Source organism: Aquiflexum sp., assembly GCF_041749095.1.
In the GTDB taxonomy this organism is placed as follows: domain Bacteria; phylum Bacteroidota; class Bacteroidia; order Cytophagales; family Cyclobacteriaceae; genus Aquiflexum.
Genome location: NZ_JBGTCA010000265.1, coordinates 1 through 17,971, shown reverse-complemented (window position 1 = coordinate 17,971; position 17,971 = coordinate 1). Strand labels below are relative to the sequence as shown.

The 17,971-nt window shown below is 39.1% G+C and carries 14 protein-coding genes and 2 pseudogenes; 4 read left to right on the top strand and 12 right to left on the bottom strand.

Annotated features, from left to right (window positions below):
- Positions 1-276: pseudogene (locus ACEW8O_RS12485) on the top strand (kynurenine 3-monooxygenase); the annotation flags it as partial.
- 72 nt (positions 277-348) lie between these two features.
- Here the strand turns inward: ACEW8O_RS12485 and ACEW8O_RS12480 are convergent.
- From ACEW8O_RS12480 to ACEW8O_RS12470, 3 genes are all read right to left on the bottom strand, one after another.
- Positions 349-969 carry a thioredoxin family protein gene (locus tag ACEW8O_RS12480; protein ID WP_373494958.1) on the bottom strand — a complete coding sequence of 207 codons (621 nt, stop codon included), beginning with the start codon at positions 967-969 and terminating at the stop codon, positions 349-351.
- A 6-nt stretch (positions 970-975) separates the two neighbouring features.
- The gene (locus tag ACEW8O_RS12475; RefSeq protein ID WP_373494957.1) at positions 976-1,467 is read right to left on the bottom strand and encodes a TlpA family protein disulfide reductase; all 492 of its coding nucleotides are present in this window, start codon (positions 1,465-1,467) and stop codon (positions 976-978) included.
- A gap of 702 nt (positions 1,468-2,169) precedes the next feature.
- Positions 2,170-3,090, bottom strand: coding sequence for a M28 family peptidase (locus ACEW8O_RS12470; RefSeq protein ID WP_373494956.1), 921 nt, complete (start codon positions 3,088-3,090; stop codon positions 2,170-2,172).
- 109 nt (positions 3,091-3,199) lie between these two features.
- Between ACEW8O_RS12470 and ACEW8O_RS12465 the strand changes: the two genes are divergently transcribed.
- Positions 3,200-4,180 carry an NTPase gene (locus ACEW8O_RS12465; protein ID WP_373494955.1) on the top strand — a complete coding sequence of 327 codons (981 nt, stop codon included), beginning with the start codon at positions 3,200-3,202 and terminating at the stop codon, positions 4,178-4,180.
- Positions 4,181-4,243: 63 nt separating this feature from the next.
- On the opposite strand, the pseudogene ACEW8O_RS12460 reads toward ACEW8O_RS12465, so the two are convergent.
- From ACEW8O_RS12460 to ACEW8O_RS12450, 3 genes and pseudogenes are all read right to left on the bottom strand, one after another.
- Positions 4,244-4,336: pseudogene (locus tag ACEW8O_RS12460) on the bottom strand (DUF6952 family protein); the annotation flags it as partial.
- Positions 4,326-4,895, bottom strand: coding sequence for an inosine/xanthosine triphosphatase (gene yjjX / locus ACEW8O_RS12455; protein WP_373494954.1), 570 nt, complete (start codon positions 4,893-4,895; stop codon positions 4,326-4,328). The gene yjjX and the pseudogene ACEW8O_RS12460, both read right to left, overlap by 11 nt.
- Before the next feature lie 67 nt (positions 4,896-4,962).
- On the bottom strand, positions 4,963-5,670 hold the full coding sequence (locus tag ACEW8O_RS12450) for a YebC/PmpR family DNA-binding transcriptional regulator (RefSeq protein WP_373494953.1): 708 nt from the start codon (positions 5,668-5,670) through the stop codon (positions 4,963-4,965).
- Between the two features lie 153 nt (positions 5,671-5,823).
- On the opposite strand from ACEW8O_RS12450, the gene ACEW8O_RS12445 reads away from it, so the two are divergent.
- On the top strand, positions 5,824-7,167 hold the full coding sequence (locus ACEW8O_RS12445) for an NAD(P)/FAD-dependent oxidoreductase (protein WP_373494952.1): 1,344 nt from the start codon (positions 5,824-5,826) through the stop codon (positions 7,165-7,167).
- Positions 7,168-7,177: 10 nt separating this feature from the next.
- On the opposite strand, the gene ACEW8O_RS12440 is transcribed toward ACEW8O_RS12445, so the two are convergent.
- The gene (locus ACEW8O_RS12440; RefSeq protein ID WP_373494951.1) at positions 7,178-7,618 is read right to left on the bottom strand and encodes a gamma-glutamylcyclotransferase family protein; all 441 of its coding nucleotides are present in this window, start codon (positions 7,616-7,618) and stop codon (positions 7,178-7,180) included.
- A 207-nt stretch (positions 7,619-7,825) separates the two neighbouring features.
- Here ACEW8O_RS12440 and ACEW8O_RS12435 point away from each other — a divergent pair, with 207 nt between their 5' ends.
- A complete protein-coding gene (locus tag ACEW8O_RS12435; protein WP_373494950.1) occupies positions 7,826-8,281 on the top strand; it encodes a Spy/CpxP family protein refolding chaperone in 456 nt (151 codons plus the stop codon).
- A gap of 156 nt (positions 8,282-8,437) precedes the next feature.
- On the opposite strand, the gene ACEW8O_RS12430 is transcribed toward ACEW8O_RS12435, so the two are convergent.
- The 5 genes from ACEW8O_RS12430 to mutY all read right to left on the bottom strand — a co-directional run bounded on the left by ACEW8O_RS12430 (position 8,438) and on the right by mutY (position 17,785).
- On the bottom strand, positions 8,438-9,913 hold the full coding sequence (locus ACEW8O_RS12430) for a glutamate synthase subunit beta (protein ID WP_373494949.1): 1,476 nt from the start codon (positions 9,911-9,913) through the stop codon (positions 8,438-8,440).
- A 1-nt stretch (position 9,914) separates the two neighbouring features.
- Positions 9,915-14,405 carry a glutamate synthase large subunit gene (gene gltB, locus ACEW8O_RS12425; protein WP_373494959.1) on the bottom strand — a complete coding sequence of 1,497 codons (4,491 nt, stop codon included), beginning with the start codon at positions 14,403-14,405 and terminating at the stop codon, positions 9,915-9,917.
- Between the two features lie 398 nt (positions 14,406-14,803).
- Entirely contained in the window at positions 14,804-16,153 is a 1,350-nt protein-coding gene (gldE, locus tag ACEW8O_RS12420; RefSeq protein WP_373494948.1) for a gliding motility-associated protein GldE, read from the bottom strand.
- A 63-nt stretch (positions 16,154-16,216) separates the two neighbouring features.
- Positions 16,217-16,660: a single-stranded DNA-binding protein gene (locus ACEW8O_RS12415; protein ID WP_373494947.1), complete on the bottom strand. Its 444-nt coding sequence runs from the start codon at positions 16,658-16,660 to the stop codon at positions 16,217-16,219.
- Between the two features lie 51 nt (positions 16,661-16,711).
- Positions 16,712-17,785, bottom strand: coding sequence for an A/G-specific adenine glycosylase (gene mutY, locus ACEW8O_RS12410; RefSeq protein ID WP_373494946.1), 1,074 nt, complete (start codon positions 17,783-17,785; stop codon positions 16,712-16,714).
- Positions 17,786-17,971 lie beyond the last annotated feature (186 nt).

Below are 17,971 nucleotides of genomic sequence, written 5' to 3'. Positions count from 1 at the left end.
AATTTTGAAGAAATGAGAGATCAGGTAGCAGATCCAAAGTTTTTGATCCGAAAAAGAATTGAAGCCAAGCTCCATACCTTATTTCCAAAAGACTGGATCCCGCTTTATACCATGGTAACCTTTTCCAGTATTCCCTATTCCGATGCTTATACACAAGGTAAACTTCAGGAAATGATTATGGATAGAGTCATGGCTGACCCTTTGATTACCCAAAATTGGGATAAGTTGGATTATGAAGACATCATCAATCAGATGGATAAGGCTAAGGCTGTATAACGAAAAAAGGCTGTTTCTTCAGGAAGCAGCCTTCTTTCAACATATTTCTTTAATATGAATACTTATACCTTTCTATTGAGCATTCTTTGTCCACTTTATGGAACAGCCAATTGCTTTGGTTGATTCTACTGCAACTTTTCTGCCGTTCATTAGGTCGTCCAATGCTTCCTCCACATACTTTTCCGTTACTCCGGTCGGGTCTTGGTAATTGTTGTCTATGGCACCGATGTATTTGACCATAAAGTCATTGCCCTCTTTATGAAGCAGGTAAACGTGGGGCGTTCTTGAAGCTCCATATTTTTTGATTACTTCCTGACTTTTGTCATAAGCGTAGGCATAAGGAAATTTTTTGGATTTAGACCGATCCTTCATTTTTTCAAAGCTGTCACCAGGACTCACCTTATCGTCATTGGAATTGATGGCAATGACGGGATATCCTTTTGCAGCATATTTCTTGTGGAGGTCGATCATCCGGTCTTCATAGGCCACCACATAGGGGCAGGTATTGCAGGTGAAAATGACGATGGCACCTTTGGCATTATTAGGCAGTGATACCCAAGAACCATCCACACTTTTAAGTTTGAAATCTGCGGCTTTATCTCCGATTTTGTACCCAGGGTTTTGTGCCATAGCGCCAACAATGAGACCCATACTCAAAACAAAGGACATTACACCTATTTGTATCTTTTTCATGGCAAATTATTTTAATTGGTTTATGATAAGTTTTAATTCTTTTTCGGTCAATTCTCCTTCATGAAAGGATTTTGTTCCATCTGATTTAATGAAAAGTGTGGCGGGTATCGCACCGGACCAGGATGGGTCAACTTTGTCTATCCACTTATTATAATCCACATCGTTCAACAGGTAAACAGGGGCTTTGATTCTTTTTTTGTCGATAAAGGAAGTTACCCTTTCCGGTTTTCTGCCATCATCCATAGAGATAAAGATCAATTCTATAGAAGAGTCCTCTGCTTGGATTTTTTCAAAATATGGCATTTCTTTCACACATGGGCCACACCAAGTTGCCCAAAAATTATAAACTTTGATTTTATTTGAAGTCGTCTTTAACATCTCTTCAAACTCCGGGTAACTGATTATACGAAATGTGGATTCGGTCTTAGACTGATCTGAACTTTCGTTGGAATAAGAGTTACTGAAAACTAACAACAAACATAAAAGCAATACCTTCATTTAGAATTTCAATTTTTAGGTTAAAATTGCAATTTCCCAATTAACATCTAGATAATACCTTACTGTTTCAGATGGGCAAATTGAATATTATCTCCCTTTTGGTGAATTGTCAGAAGTACCTACAAAATATTGGTCATTTTTTGACGCTTAAAGAGGAGATAATTAGGTTACGATCTAAGAAAAGAATTGTTATGCCGTTCATCAAAATGTTGAAATACAGCCTGTAAACAATGAAGGTAAAAAACAAGCCTTTTTTATCCACATATTTCCACATTTATCCACACACCTATAAAAACATCATCTATGTATCAGACAATCAATCAGTTGAAATATTATAAGAATAGGTGTTTTTGTGGATATCTAACTGTAAATGAGTTTTTTATAATTATTTATATCAAGAATAAAATAGGATGGTCCTTTTGCGTATTAGGGTAAATCAGAGAATTTGATCTTGGATTTGTCTAATTATATTTTCAAAAATATAGAATAGACAGGGAAAAATGGAATGTGATAAATGAATATAGAATTTGGTCTTATTGGGTTGGATTTTTATGAATTGAATTCAAGAGAAAAAAACCATTTTGAATTTTACCAAGAAGAATTATAAAATTAGAAATTATTGTACGCTAACACTTGATTTAATAAATTTTTTGGTAAAATCACGACCAGAATTCTGAACAAAATTAATTAATCCTTCGGGATTCATTTTTCTTCCGATAATAACAAACCCTTATCCAGAGCAATGATTATATCGAGAATCAATACAACAGCATCAATGTAAAATTCAGGTTGGATATTTTCAAAAGTATCTGTTGGCTTGTGATAATCCTTATGGTCTTCAACTCCAAAATATATAAATGGTACTCCTCTATCATGGAACTGTGCGTGGTCGGAGGCTCGGGTCCAGTCATTTCTTCCCAAGGATGGTTCGTCATGGCCAAATATCAATGCCGGGTTTCTTCCATCTGAAACCTCTGAAATTAAAGGTTTCAGAAACGGAGAATGATAAGTTCCAACAGCATAAATTTCATTGTCATCATTTCTGCTGATCATATCCATATTGATGTTCAATACAACTTGATCTAAGGAGAACGGAAAATCCTCTACCAAAGCTTTGGCACCTTGATGCCCCATTTCTTCGGCATCCAAGGCAACGAACATCATGGAGTGGGAGGGCCTGTTTTCTGAAAAATATGCAGCAATAGCCAAAACGGCCGCAGTACCTGAGGCGTTGTCATCAGCACCAAAAAGAATATTGTCTCCCTGACGCCCTAAATGATCATAATGCGCCATGACGACGAACAATTTGTCCGATTCTGATCCCGGAATAAAACCTATTATATTTGCAGCATTTTCGTATAATTTCCCTTCCCTACGGTTTTGAAAATCAAAGTATTGGGTATAATCGGGGTATTGTGATGACATCTCAAGGGAGGCAAATCTTTCCTTAATATATGAGCGGGCCTTCAAACTTCCCTCAGAGAGCGGCTTTCTTCCTTCGAGCTCTTCAGAAGAAAGGTATTGGATATCTTTCAACAATTGCCCTTTATTTATTTTTTGGCCAAATAGTGTAATTGGCACCATTATTAATATAACAGCAAGAAATTTGATATTCTTCCTCATATCAGTTTTTAAATTTGACCGTTGTTTATTTATCCATTTATGGATAATCATTGGCCGTTATGTATATTCGTAAAAATACTAAGGATTAATCGCTCGTATCTTAACAATCATGAAATATCTTTCAGCGCTGCTGTTCTTTTTTGCTTTTTTTAACGTCTTATTTGCCCAATCAGCCCTTCCCGATCAATTTATAGACGGAAAGTCTGTGGTGTTGATTTCCAATGCACCACAAGCAAGGCCGGCTATTTCTTGGACTGTTTTGGCAGATCAGATCCATCCCGCTTTGGTAGAGGCAGGAGGAGATCCTGTAGCATATTATGAACTAGAGGACATAGCCATTTCTGAAGATATACAGGCAGGATTCGCAGAAATGTTCAATAAACGGTTGATTGCCAATATTGTAATACTGACCAGGAAAGGTGATGGCAGTGTGGAGCTGAATATTGGGCCCTATACTAAAAACAGGAATATTCTTCCCACTACAGGTCTTTGGAATCTAACGGAGAATTCTTTGGATGAACTCAGAAAATCCTTGTCTGATCTGGGAAAGGAACAAAGAACAAAAAACCTGTTGGTAGTCGAAGTACCTGAATTCCCTTCAGGTGCCAGTGCAGCGGCGAATGCACCACAATTTATCAATAGAAATCCACTGAACCTGGATGTCTTTAAGTTGGGAATTCCGCTTTCAGGCTCTTCTGGAGAAAGTGGATTTTTGAATACTTTTCGATATGATCTTTTGGGAAAGTCGAAGGAATTGATCTTGGCTGAACAAAAAGCCGAAAAAGAAGGATTGGAAAGGTTGTTTTCCGAATTGTATCCATATCAAATAGAGTTTCTCACGGATCCTAAAACTGACGCTGAACTGATCAGAGACAGGGTCCAGTTTGTATTGATGCGAGTGGAAGCCAGAGAGTCCGACCTGCTTGAAAACATGGGGTTACCAGTGGGAAACCCCGAAATGCAGAACAGGATCGTAGTGAAATATTATATCAGATTTTTGGTCAGAAATGAACTGTACATTGGCCCTGTATGGGATGCCCATCCGGATTGGAGAGTTTCATTGGAGAGTTTTCTGAAAAACCTGAAATAAAAAAGAGCCCGTAAAGGGCTCAAAAAGATTTATTGGATGATAAACCACTCTCCGCTCACTGTATTATTTGTCAATGGAACCCATCACTCTTTTCATGAAGATGTTCATTGCTTCTTTTTTATCCAATCCATCCTTGATCATTTGATTAATAGATATTTGGATTCACAAAAGGAATCAAAGCTAAAATTACAGCTTGCTGGTAATAGTTTTTTCTGTCAAGGACACCATTGGTAAGAATCCCTACAGCACCATCACCTTCTTTTGAGTTTTCTGTTTGAAAAAATTTATCATCGGCCTCTCCTAATTCCATGCCTTTACGCACCAATTTTGCCACTTCCTGAGGGAGAAAAAAAACAGAAGTCTTTGCCTTGCCTATTTTTCCATCCCTGTCAAGGACAACAGCCCAGGCAAAAGCCATCATTTCTCCATTGAAATCCTCTACACCACCTTCAACACCCACCCAGAAATCGGCCTCCGGGAATATGGCTTTGGAATTTTTTGCTCTGTTCATTGCACCTTTTAGCGTCTGTTCATCTCCGGTTGGCTGGGCATCGATGTCCGAAGAAACGTTCAATCCTTCCACTAAATACGCTCCCTCAAACATCTGATGGAATGCTGATTCGGTACATCTGATTTTTACTGGATTTCTGCTGCCTACAATTACTAAATTCTGACGCTCTTGGTCTTTAATATTCTTTCGCTTGGGAAAAGTCATGATATGTGGTTAACGATAAACACATGTAAAGATAAACAAATCTTTATATAGGTTTGATTGGAAATAATTATGCAACATTAGTAAAGACCTGATTGACATCATCGTCTTCCTCAAGTTTTTCGATTAATTTATTGATTTCTTCTTCATGTTCTTCGGAAAGTTCCACTGTTGTGGCAGGGAACCACTGGAAATCAGCATTGATGATTTCTATGTGCTTTTCCTCCAGGGCACTCTGCATTTTTCCGAAGTCTTCAAAGGCGGTATAAACAAAAATTTCACCTTCATTTTCATCAATCTCATCAAGCCCATGGTCAATAAGCTCAAGTTCCAGTTCTTCCATATCCAGGTCTCCTTGGGCAAACCGAAAAACCGCCTTTTTGTCAAACATAAAACTTACAGAGCCGGAAGTGCCCAAAGAACCGCCGGATTTGGTAAAATAACTTCTGATGTTGGCTACTGTTCTATTAATATTGTCTGTTGAGGTTTCAATGATGACCGCAACACCATAAGGGCCATATCCCTCATAAACGATTTCTTCGTAGTCTTTTTCGTCCTTATTTGAAGCCCTTTTTATTGCAGCTTCGATTCTGTCTTTTGGCATGGAAGCACCTTTGGCATTCTGAATAAGGGTTCTCAGTCTGGAGTTGTTTGAAGGGTCAGGTCCACCGGTCTTGACAGCCATGACTATTTCTTTGCCCAGTCTTGTAAAGACCTTTGACATTTGGCTCCAACGCTTAAATTTTCTTTCTTTTCGGAATTCAAAAGCTCTTCCCATTGCTATTATTATTTACAGGTGGGTAAAATTAATAAATCTTTTCATATCGCCTAAAATGAACTGTTTTCAATCCAAACAATTCTACTATAAAAGCCCAAGGTCTATTAAAAATTTATAGTTTTACGATAGTTTTAATTTAAAAGAATTTTTAGAATGACAGTTTCCGAAATCCCAGCGATACCAAACATTCCCAAACCAACCTATAAAAGAATTGTGATTGTGGGAGCAGGCTTTGCCGGTCTGAAATTGGCACAGAAACTTGCACATACCAAGTTGCAGGTAGTTATTTTGGATAAAAACAATTATCACATGTTTCAGCCTTTGCTGTATCAGGTGGCAACTGCAGCACTATCCCCAAGTGCGGTTTCTTTTCCGCTGCGAAGACTTTTTCACAAAACTGATAATATTGTTTTCAGAATGGCAGTAGTAAAGGAAGTGGATAAGAAAACAAAGCATGTTTATACCAACTTGGGCTCAATTTCTTATGATTACCTTGTTTTATCCCTAGGGGCAAATACCAATTATTTTGGAAATGCCAATATTCAAAAATTCAGTGCCCCAATGAAATCCACCTCAGAGGCACTCTATATAAGGAATAAAATCATTTCAAATTATGAAAGGGCAGTCAACGTAGAAAGTGAGGAAGAGAGAAAACCGATTATGAATGTGGTTATTGTAGGAGGTGGAGCTACTGGAGTGGAACTTGCAGGCTCAATTGCAGAACTAAGGAACAAAGTCCTACCCAGGGATTATCCCCAGCTTAGTTTCAAGAACATGAGGGTGATTTTGATTGAGGCCGGGGGCTCACTTTTGAGCGGATTGTTTCCTAAATCAAGAGAGAAGGCACTGGAATATCTACAGAACTTAGGCGTGGAAGTCATGCTCAATACAATGGTGGAGGATTATGATGGTCTTACCGTGAAGTTAAAAGGCAAAGAACCTATCAACACCCTGACATTATTATGGGCAGCGGGGATAAAGGCCAATTCTCTGATAGGTGTGGAAGAAGAGCAAAGAGCACCGAACGGTAGGCTTTTGGTAGATGAATTCAATCGGTTATTTCAGGAAAAAGATATTTTTGTTCTGGGAGACCAATGTTTGCAAACAGAAGAAAAATATCCGCAAGGTCATCCCCAAGTGGCCCAAGTAGCGATCCAACAGGCTGCCAATCTTGCTAAAAATTTCAAAGGTGAATTAAAAAATAAAGAATGGAAACCATTCCGGTACAAAGACCTCGGGTCTATGGCTACTGTGGGTAAGTCCATGGCTGTTGTGGATTTGCCCTTTGTCAGTTTTCATGGTTTTTTTGCTTGGTTTGTTTGGTTATTTGTCCACCTGATGGCTATTCTTGGTGTGAAAAATAAACTCATGATTTTTCTGACCTGGTCATGGAAGTACCTGTCCTTTGATCCCAGTCTGAGGCTTTTGATCCGACCCCGGTATGTCAAAGAATTTAAAAGGCAGTGGATGCTGGAAGAAAAAGACTATGAGGATTGATTTTTGTCGATCAAACTTTTCCTACTCGATTTATGATCTGAGCCAGATAGCCATTTGGCAGTCCATTTTCCTTCCCTCCAAGAACAATGGTCTGCCAATACTCTTTATATGGAAATAATCCGTTTTCTGTTTTGGTAGAAATAAAGGTGTAGGCTTCAAGCTTCCCGTTTTTTAAATGAATTTCTTTTTTTACAAAATCATACCCAGGTTCTGAGGTCAGGAAATGGTCAAAATTCTCTCCGGAGATTTCATAAATCACCCCATATACAGATTCATTTTGACTTGGAACAATATTGGCCCTTGCGGTACCATCCTGATTCAAATGGTTGAATCTAAACCCAAAGTGAGGAAGCACCCCAACCGCAATTTTATCAGCTTTAAATTTAAGACAACTATCCAAAGTGGATTTGTGCATGTTGCTGGCATAACCGAAGTAGTAAAATTTTTCCATTGTCATATTTAAACAATATTGGTTAAAGTCGCCATCATTATTTTAAGATTCATTAACATTTTAATTGCATGGTTGACTTAAACCTTCTATCAGAGACTTGGTCTAACCGACAATAACACAGCAAGGAAAAGATGAATCCCCGGGAAAATTCATAAATCCATCGGCTGAAAAATAAAAGTGAACGAACACATTTTAAATGACAAAACCATGAAAAAGATCATATTGATCGCCACAGTTTTCACTTTGACTTATGCCACGGCATTTGCACAAAGAGGACCACAAAGAGAAGCCTCCACTCCGGAACAACGAGCGGAAAGAATAACAGAACGCATCTCGGAACAATTGGAACTGACTGAAGCACAAAAAGAACAGATCTACAAGATCAATCTGGAAAATGCGCAAAAAAGGCAGACAGAAATGGAAGCAATGAGGGCGGAAAGGGAGACCAAAAGAGCTGAAATGCAGCAATCGATGAAAGCCCAGAATGAGCAGATCGAAGCAGTCCTGACACCTGAACAAAAGGCCAAATGGTCGGAACTGAAAGAATCCAATAGAGAAAAGGGACAACAAATGCGTAGCCGTGATAATGAAAGAAAGAGGTCTATACACAGAAAAGGCGGCAATAGAGGTAGTAGAGGAACTGGTCCTTCAGGATCTAAATAGAAATCATAGATAAAGATTGGTTAAATTTGAAAATAAAAGAGCAGGTCAATGACCTGCTCTTTTTTTGCTGAAAATCTTCCCAAAACAGGAAACAGCTTCTCAATAAACTAAACTTACTATTACGCTTACTCTTTATCTTAGGCTTATTGCTTTCTTTTAATCGGTGAGCATTTCTTCTTCCACTTCATAATATCCCTCGTCTCTTCGTGGCAGAAATGAATTGCCCTGAAGGTATTCATCCACACGGACTGCCGCCTCCCTCCCTTCAGAAATAGCCCAAACCACGAGGGATTGGCCCCTCCGCATATCCCCTGCTAAAAAAACTTTCTTATTTGTACTTTGATATTCTTTGGATTTGGGCAGACTGTTTTCCATGGTCTGTACTCCAAAAGCTTCCAATAACCCATTTTGGGCAGGTCCAGTATAACCAATGGCCAAAAATGCCAGATCACATGGCAATGTCCTTTGCGTCTTCGGAACTTCCACAAACTGCATTCTGCCATTTTCTTCTTTCCATTCTAAGTCCACCAAAACCAAGCCTGTGACTTCTCCTTTTTCGTTGCCGATAAATTCTTTGGTCAGAATAGAAAAAACCCTGTCAGCTCCTTCTTCATGAGAGCTTGAGGTTTTCAAGGTCATAGGCCATTCAGGCCATGGATTGAGAACAGTTCTTTGTTTTGGAGGCTTTGGTAACAACTCCAATTGGGTAATTGAAGCAGCGCCATGCCTATTGGAGGTTCCAATACAATCTGAACCTGTATCACCCCCGCCTATGACTATAACATGCTTGCCTTCAGCTGCGATAGGATTTTCCGGTAGTTCGTCACTGATAACCTGATTCTGTTTTCCTAAAAACTCCATTGCAAAATGGATTCCTTTTAAATCGGCGCCTTTTATTTTAAGTTCACGGGGTTGCTGTGCACCTGTTGCCAAAATCACAGCATCAAAATTCCTAATAATATTGTCTGCTTTGATATTGAACCCAACGTCAGTATTGGTACTGAATATGACGCCTTCTTTTTCCATCACATCTACCCTTCTGTCAATCACCCATTTTTCCAGTTTGAAGTCGGGGATGCCATAGCGTAAAAGTCCGCCTACCTTATGGTCTTTTTCAAAAACCGTCACTTCATGACCCGCCAGATTAAGCTGATCTGCGGCAGCCAGGCCAGCAGGCCCGGAACCTATTACCGCAACGGTTTTGCCTGTTCTGAATTTTGGTGGTTTTGGAACCACCAATCCCATTTCATAGGCTTTTTCAGCAATATTTTTCTCAATCAGTTCAATAGCAACAGGGTCTTTGTTGATTCCCAAAACACAAGATGTTTCGCATGGAGCAGGGCAGATCCTTCCCGTGAATTCAGGAAAATTGTTAGTGCTCCTTAAAATGTGAAAAGCTTCTTCCCATTCATTTCGGTAAACTGCATCGTTGAAATCCGGGATCACATTGCCAAGCGGACATCCTTGATGGCAGAAGGGAATTCCACAATCCATACACCTTGCAGCCTGTTGATTGAGTTTTTCTCCTTCAAATGGCTTATATATTTCTTTGTAATCGTTGATTCTATCTTCAGGACTCCTTGTTTCGGGCAGTTCTCTTTTGAATAATATAAATCCTTCTTTTGCTCCCATCTTACACTAATGTTGTTGTGTTTTCCAATGCTTTTTTTCTCAATACTTCTTTGTAATCCCTTGGAATGACTTTGATAAACCGTCCTCGGTACTCATCCCAATTTTCCAGGTATTCACTTGCCAATTGGCTATTGGTCAATTGCATGTGTTCTTTCAGATGTTCTTTGATCGTGACAAAATCGTCTTCATTCAACGGATCCAGATCCACCATTTCCTGATTGATCAGAAAAATATAGTCTTTAAGGATATAGGCAATTCCCCCGCTCATTCCTGCGGCAAAGTTTCTTCCTATTTCACCCAAGTTGATGACAAGGCCTCCTGTCATATATTCACATCCATGGTCCCCGATGCCTTCTACCACAGCCTTCACACCTGAATTTCTCACACAGAACCTTTCACCACCTTTACCATTGATAAAGGCTTGGCCAGAGGTCCCTCCATAAAATGCAACATTGCCGATGATGATGTTCTCGTGAGGAACAAAAGTTGAATTTCTACTTGGGTATATAATCAATTTTCCACCGGAAAGTCCCTTACCGAAATAGTCGTTTGATTCGCCTTCCAGTTCGAAGGTGACTCCCTTAGAAAGGAATCCTCCAAAGGTCTGACCGGCCGAACCGACGAATTTATATTGTATGGTATCTTCCGGAAGTCCGGGACTGCCATAAATTTTGGAGATTTCATTGGATAACATGGCCCCGACTGTTCTATCAGTATTTTTGATTTTAAAGCTTCCACTTACATGGTTGGCCTGTTCCAAAGAAGGAATTGCTTCCTTGATGAGTTTCCTGTCAAGGACTTCTTTCAGTTCAAATTCCTGATCTATTTGCTTGTGGATACCTACATGGTCAGGAACTTCGACTTTATGGAATATTGGGCTCAGATCAACCTTGTCCCATTTCCAATGGTTCATATTTCCGGTGGCCTTGAGTACGTCGCTCTGTCCTACCATCTCGTCAATGTTGTAAAATCCAAGCGAAGCCATGATTTCTCTTAGGTCTTGGGCCAGGAACATAAAGTAATTGACTACATGGTCCGGATTTCCTGTAAATAGTTTTCTGAGCTCAGGGTTTTGGGTAGCTATTCCGACAGGACAGGTGTTCAGGTGACATTTTCTCATCATGATACAGCCTTCCACTACCAATGCTCCTGTAGAAATGCCCCATTCCTCAGCTCCTAATAAAGTGGCGATCGCAATATCCCTACCCGTTCTAAGTTGTCCATCTGTTTGAAGGACTACCCTGCTTCTCAGGTTGTTTTTGACCAATGTCTGATGCGCTTCTGATAAACCAAGTTCCCAAGGTAATCCCGCATGTCTAATTGAGCTTAGGGGCGATGCACCTGTACCCCCATCGGCACCTGATATCAGGATGACATCCGATTGTGCTTTGGCTACACCTGCTGCAACTGTACCTACTCCCGCTTGAGAGACCAACTTCACATTGATTCTTGCTTTTCTGTTTGCGTTTTTCAGATCATAAATCAGCTGTGCAAGGTCTTCTATGGAATAAATATCATGGTGTGGAGGAGGAGAAATCAATCCAACTCCGGGTGTTGAGTGTCTGACCCTACCGATCCAATCATCAACTTTATGCCCAGGTAGCTGTCCGCCTTCTCCGGGTTTTGCACCTTGGGCCATTTTGATCTGCAATTCCACTGCATTGGTGAGATAATTACTCGTCACACCAAACCGGCCTGAAGCTACCTGTTTGATAGCGGATCTTTCCCAATCCCCATTTTCTTTTCTTTCATAGCGGATTTCATCTTCACCTCCTTCACCACTGTTGCTTTTAGCCCCGATACGGTTCATGGCAATGGCCAAAGTACTGTGCGCCTCATGTGATATTGATCCAAAAGACATTGCTCCGGTAGCAAACCGCTTCATAATCGACTCAACTGGCTCTACTTCTTCCAATGGAATGGATATTCTCTTTTTGAATTCAAAAAGACCTCTTAATGTCAGGGCATCTTTGGTCTGCTCATTGATTTTCCGGGCAAACTTTTTATACAAGTCATAGTCGTTGAGCTGGGTTGATTTTTGTAATAAATGGATGGTTTCAGGATTAAATAAATGTTTTTCCCCTCTTCTTTTCCATTGATATACACCACCTGTTTCCAAAAGTGGGCTTTCAGTATTGTAGGCAGCGTGATGCCTGATCAATACCTCTTCGGCAAGTTCGTCAAATGAAATTCCACTGATTCTGCTGACTGTTCCTCTAAAGCATCTGTCAATTACCTCCGGTCCCAGCCCTATTGCTTCGAAAATCTGTGCACCTTGATAAGACTGTAGGGTACTGATCCCCATTTTTGACAAGACTTTCAACAAGCCTTTGCCAATGGCAGCCTGATAATTTTGGAACAGTTGTTTTTGACTCAGTTCTTTACCAAAAGCACCTTTTTCGTTGAGATGTAACAGAGATTCCAATGCTAAATATGGATTGATTGCAGAAGCACCATATCCAATGATTGTTGCAAAATGATGGGCTTCTCTGATATCACCGGCTTCAACAACCAGTCCTGCCCGTGTTCTTAATTTCTTTTTGACCAAATGATGGTGTACGGCACCAATAGCCAAAAGTGATGGTATTGGAGCTTTTGATTCAGAGCTTTTTCTATCTGAAATGATAATCACATTTTTGCCGGCATAAATTGAACCTTCTGCTTCCTTACATAATTGGTTCAAGGATTCAAGCAAACTTCCGGGTTTGTGATTAGCTTCAAAATGAGCATATAAGGTAACTGACCTGTACCCTTCATCTTCCAGGTTTTTGATTTTCTCCAGATCATGGTTCAACAATACCGGTTGGGAAATATGAATCTGTCTTGAATGTCTGGGACTTTCCGCCAATATGTTATGGCTTTCTCCGATTCTGGTAAACAAAGACATCACAAGTCTTTCCCTAATAGGGTCGATTGGAGGATTACTTACCTGTGCAAAAAGTTGTTTGAAGTAATTTGAGATATGTTGGCTTTGCTTGGATAATACCGCCAAAGGTGTGTCAGCACCCATGGAGCCTATTGCCTCATAGCCGGATTCTCCCATTGGCGATAGCACCACCTTGATTTCTTCGGAGGTATATCCAAAAACCGTTTGCCTCTTTTTGATATCCTCGGTAGAATAAGGATTTTCCAGTTTTTCCGGGTCAGGCATCAGGCGCAGTTTTAATCTCTCCTCTCTTACCCATTTATCATACGGCTTATTATCACATATTTTAGCCTTAATCTCGTCATCAAAGAAGATTTTTCCCTTTTGGAGATCAGCCAATAACATTCGGCCAGGACTTATTCGACCTTTCTGGGTGATTGTAGCTTCCCTGATAGGTAAAGCACCGGCTTCAGAAGAAAGGATCAATCTGTCATCATTTGTGATAAAATAGCGCAGTGGCCTTAATCCGTTCCTGTCCAAAGTTGCTCCTACGGATTTGCCATCTGTAAACAATAGGGCGGCAGGTCCATCCCAAGCTTCCATCAAAGAGGCATGAAACTTATAGAATGCTTTTCTGTCTTTGTCCATCATTTGATTGTCCTGCCAAGCTTCAGGCACCATCATCATCATGACATGGGGCAAAGATCTCCCACTCAAGGTCAGCAATTCAACCATGGCATCTAAATTAGCTGAATCTGAATATTGCTTGTTGGTAATTGGCATCAATTTGGCCAATTCTTCATCGGTGAAATTTACAGTCCTCATCAAAGTCTCTTTTGACTTCATTTTATTGAGATTGCCTCTGATGGTGTTGATTTCACCGTTGTGTGAGAGGTATCTGAACGGCTGCGCCAATCTCCAATTTGGGAAAGTATTGGTAGAAAACCTGGAATGTATGATGGCAAGTCCGGAAGTTATTTTATTGTTTTGCAAATCCTTGTAAAACGGCAAAACCTGATCTGTCCGTAATTGCCCTTTATATATTAAGGTATATGAAGAGAAACTGGCAAAGTAAAAAGAGGAATTCACTCCGGGCACTTCTTTATTGATAGTTCTTGAGGCATAGTTTCTCAAGACATATAACTTCCGTTCGAGATCAATCTCCTTTAGTCCTTCTTGATGGCTTACAAAAACCATTTCAATATTAGGCATGACTTCAAGTGCACCTGAGCCGGGCACTGTTTCATCTACAGGCACTTCCCTATATCCTAATAGGTTGAATCCTGATTCTGCTATGATTTTATTAAGTAGCTCTTTAGATTTTTTATACAGTTGTTTGTTTTTTGGGAAAAAAGTCATCCCGACACCATAACTGCCTTCTTTAGGGATTTGAAATCCTGCCCTAGAAGTAACTTCCTTTAGAAAGGGATGTGGAATCTGTATCTGGATTCCTGCCCCATCTCCTGTTTTCGGATCACTGCCACGGCCGCCACGATGCTCCATATTGCCCAGCATAAAGAGTGCATCGCTGATGGTCTCATGACTTTTAATGCCTTTTGCATTCACTACAGCCCCAATCCCACAGGAATCGTGTTCGAAAGTGTCACGATAAAGTCCTTGATTTATCATCATTTATTTAATAGGTTTAGTAATTTGAGTTGCAAAAATTACAAAAAATTTTCTTTTTATTAAAATTGATGCAATGAAAGTGGCTTTGTAATAAATAGTTTATATATAATTGAACTCTATTTTATCATTAATAAAAAATCATATTAGGTAAAATTGATCAGCTCTAAATAATCAATTTATGTATTTTTTGGAAAAATAGGTTTTAAAAATAACCTATAAATGGATATTTTACTTTGATTTTTAAAATTGAGGTTCTTTACAAAAATCTTAAAAAAAATTTCAAATTTTTATATGGTTCTTTATCAATTTATACCCAAAAGAATTGTTGTCCTTAAATAACTAAATTAAGTTATTTCGTGAATTTCCGAAAAACAATATTCGTGGTTTAGGAAACTTTAGTCAAGGTTATGGCCTTCCATTTCTTTTTCACCTGAACTTAGATGTACTTTAACCTTTTTGATTCTTTTGGTATCTACAGCTAAAATTGTGAATTCGAATGATTCAAAATATATCTTTGAGCCGTTCTTGGGCAAATTGGAATTTAGTTCCAACAATAAACCTCCCAGTGATTCGCTTTCCCCCTTGACCTCATCAAAAATCTGTGTATCCAGATCGAGTTTTTTGCAAAAATCATTCAGAGAGATTTTTCCTTCAAAGATATAGGTGTTCTGATCTAGTTCTTTGAAGTAATAATCCTCTGCATCATCAAATTCATCATTGATTTCCCCAATGATCTCCTCAATGAGATCCTCTAGGGTGACTAGACCTGAAGTGCCTCCATATTCATCCACAACGATGGCCATATGGACCCGCTTTTTTTGAAAGTCTTTGAGCAAGGAATCCACTTTTTTGTTTTCCGGTACAAAGAAACCTTTCCGGATTAGATTTGACCATTCAAAATCCTCATCTTTATCTACATGTGGCAGGAGGTCTTTGATGTAGAGAATTCCTTCAATGCTATCAATAGTCTCCCTGAAAACCGGAATCCTGGAATAGCCGCTTTTATTGATTTTATCCATCAGTTCATGGAAATCTGTTTCTATTTCCAATGCTGTAATATCCATCCTAGACTGCATCACCTGCTTTACGGACAAAGTTCCAAAATTCACAATGCCCTTAAGAATGTCTTTCTCCTCTTCAGAAGTGTCTTCTCCGGTGATTTCCAAGGCTTGATTTAGTTCATCAACAGACAAGGAATAGCCTTTTTTCTCAATTCTTTTTTCGATGAAATTGCTCATTGACATCAGAAAAACAGTAATTGGCTTGAGTATGATAGAAAAGAAATAAATGGAAGGCGCCATTAATAATGAAAATTCAACTTTTGCTTTGGTGGCATAAACCTTTGGCACAATCTCACCAAAAAAGACAATAGCAAAAGTGACACCTATTGTTTGGACCAAAATGATGACAATACCTGTGGCTCCCAACCCAAATATATTCCATGATAAAAATGTGGTCAAGGTTACAATCCCGATATTGATCAGGTTGTTCAGGATCAGTACAGTACTTAAAAGATTTTTTGGTGACTCTACCAGATGTATGGCTTTGGTGACTCTTTTATCGGATTTTTCATCCATTGAAGAGAGATCATCTGAATTCAATGAGAAAAATGCTACTTCCGAACCGGAAACCAAACCAGAAGAAATCAATAACAGGATAAAAATAACTGCATTTATCAAGAGATAGCTGGCTGAAACCGGACTGGTTTCAGCCAGCAATAAAAGACTCGGGTATGGGTCGTCCATTAATTTATTAACATGATTGTTGCAAAATTAATAAATTCCGGCTCAAATCTTCAACTATTTGAATCAGAAGGGTAAATCATCATCTTCAACAGAGGCCTCTGTTACCTGAGGTGTGGAACTTGAAGAAGTAGTATTGGAATAATTGCCACTATTTCCAGATGGAGAACCACCATCAGGTTTTCCTCCCAGCATTGTAAAGCTGAGCACCCTTATCTTGATTCTTTTTTTATTATTTCCCTGCTCATCCTGCCAAGTATCGGATTTGATTTTACCTTCGACATAGAGTTGCATTCCCTTCTTAAGATATTGTTCGGCAATCTTTGCCTGTCCATCCCATAGTTCTAAGTCATGCCATTCTGTGTTTTCGACACGGTTGCCTGTCTTGTCTTTGTAGGCTTCAGTAGTTGCCAATCTTAGGTTTGCAACAACTTTATCCCCTTCCAAATGTTTCACTTCGGGGTCTGCCCCCAAATTGCCCAATAAAATTACTTTGTTTACTCCGGCCATAATTGTGTTTGTTTAAAGGTTTAACAAAAAGTTACTGTATAAATTTAAAGATTATTTTTCATCGTTCAAAAACCTGGAAATCAATTTAGGTTTTGCAAGATTTTCAAAATTATCTTCACTCACCAATTGAAAGCCTTTCCTATCGGCCCAATTTTTAAGTTCCTGACGGAAACCATCATTTAAATTGATCTTTACAAAGTTTGCAAAAATTCTTTGATGGGTAAGTATATGTTTGTAGGTATTTTCAGAATCATTGACAATGCTTGTCACAAAACCTTTCAGATCTTTTATCCACTGAAAATTATCAGGATCGGAAGGGAATTTTTTATCGGATTCTTCCATAGGAAAATCATATAGACCTTGCCAGATATCCCCTTCTCCTCTTTTTTTAATGATCAAATCGTTGCCACATATAATATAGTAGTACTGGAAATGCCGATCTTTAATTTTCAGTTTTTTGATCTTTACCGGTAGATTTTCCACCATCTGATTATTGTGGGCAAAACAACCTGATTTTAAAGGACAATTTTCACAATCCGGATTTTTGGGAACACATTGTAAGGCACCAAACTCCATGATGGCCTGGTTGTACTCTCCGGGATTATCGTGTGGGATGATTTTATTGGCCAGATTTTCAAATTCCTTTTTTCCGGCACCACCTGCTATATCTGTTGCGATTCCAAAATACCTGCTCAAAACCCGGAAAACATTTCCGTCCACAACTGCGACTTTTTCTTCAAATGCAAAAGATGCAATTGCCGCGGCGGTATAGCTTCCAACACCTTTCAGTTTCAATAAGTCTTTATAATTATTGGGAAAGTCCCCATTATATTTCTCCACTATGTCTTTGGCGCACTGATGGAGGTTTCTTGCACGGCTATAATAACCCAATCCCTGCCAAAGTCGCATCACCTCTTCAGACGGTGCATTTGCCAATTCATTAACATTTGGATAATTTTTTAGGAAATTTTCAAAATATGGGAGTCCTTGGGCAACCCGCGTTTGCTGTAAAATAATTTCAGACAACCAAATGATATATGGGTTATGGGTGTTTCGCCAAGGCAAATCCCGTTTATTTAGGGGGTACCACTCCAACAATCTATGGACAAAAACTTCGTTATTCAAAATGGCAACTGTTAATGTATTAAGGCAATGTTAAACAATTCAATCTAATTTTGAACATTTTGTTTTTATATTGAAATGCTTCCTGTAAATTTGCAGTCCCAAAAACAGTTGGTTAATAGGTCGTTAAGCTTATTAGAAAATAATTTAAATTCATCATACAGTGACTAAAGCAGAAGTAATCACCAA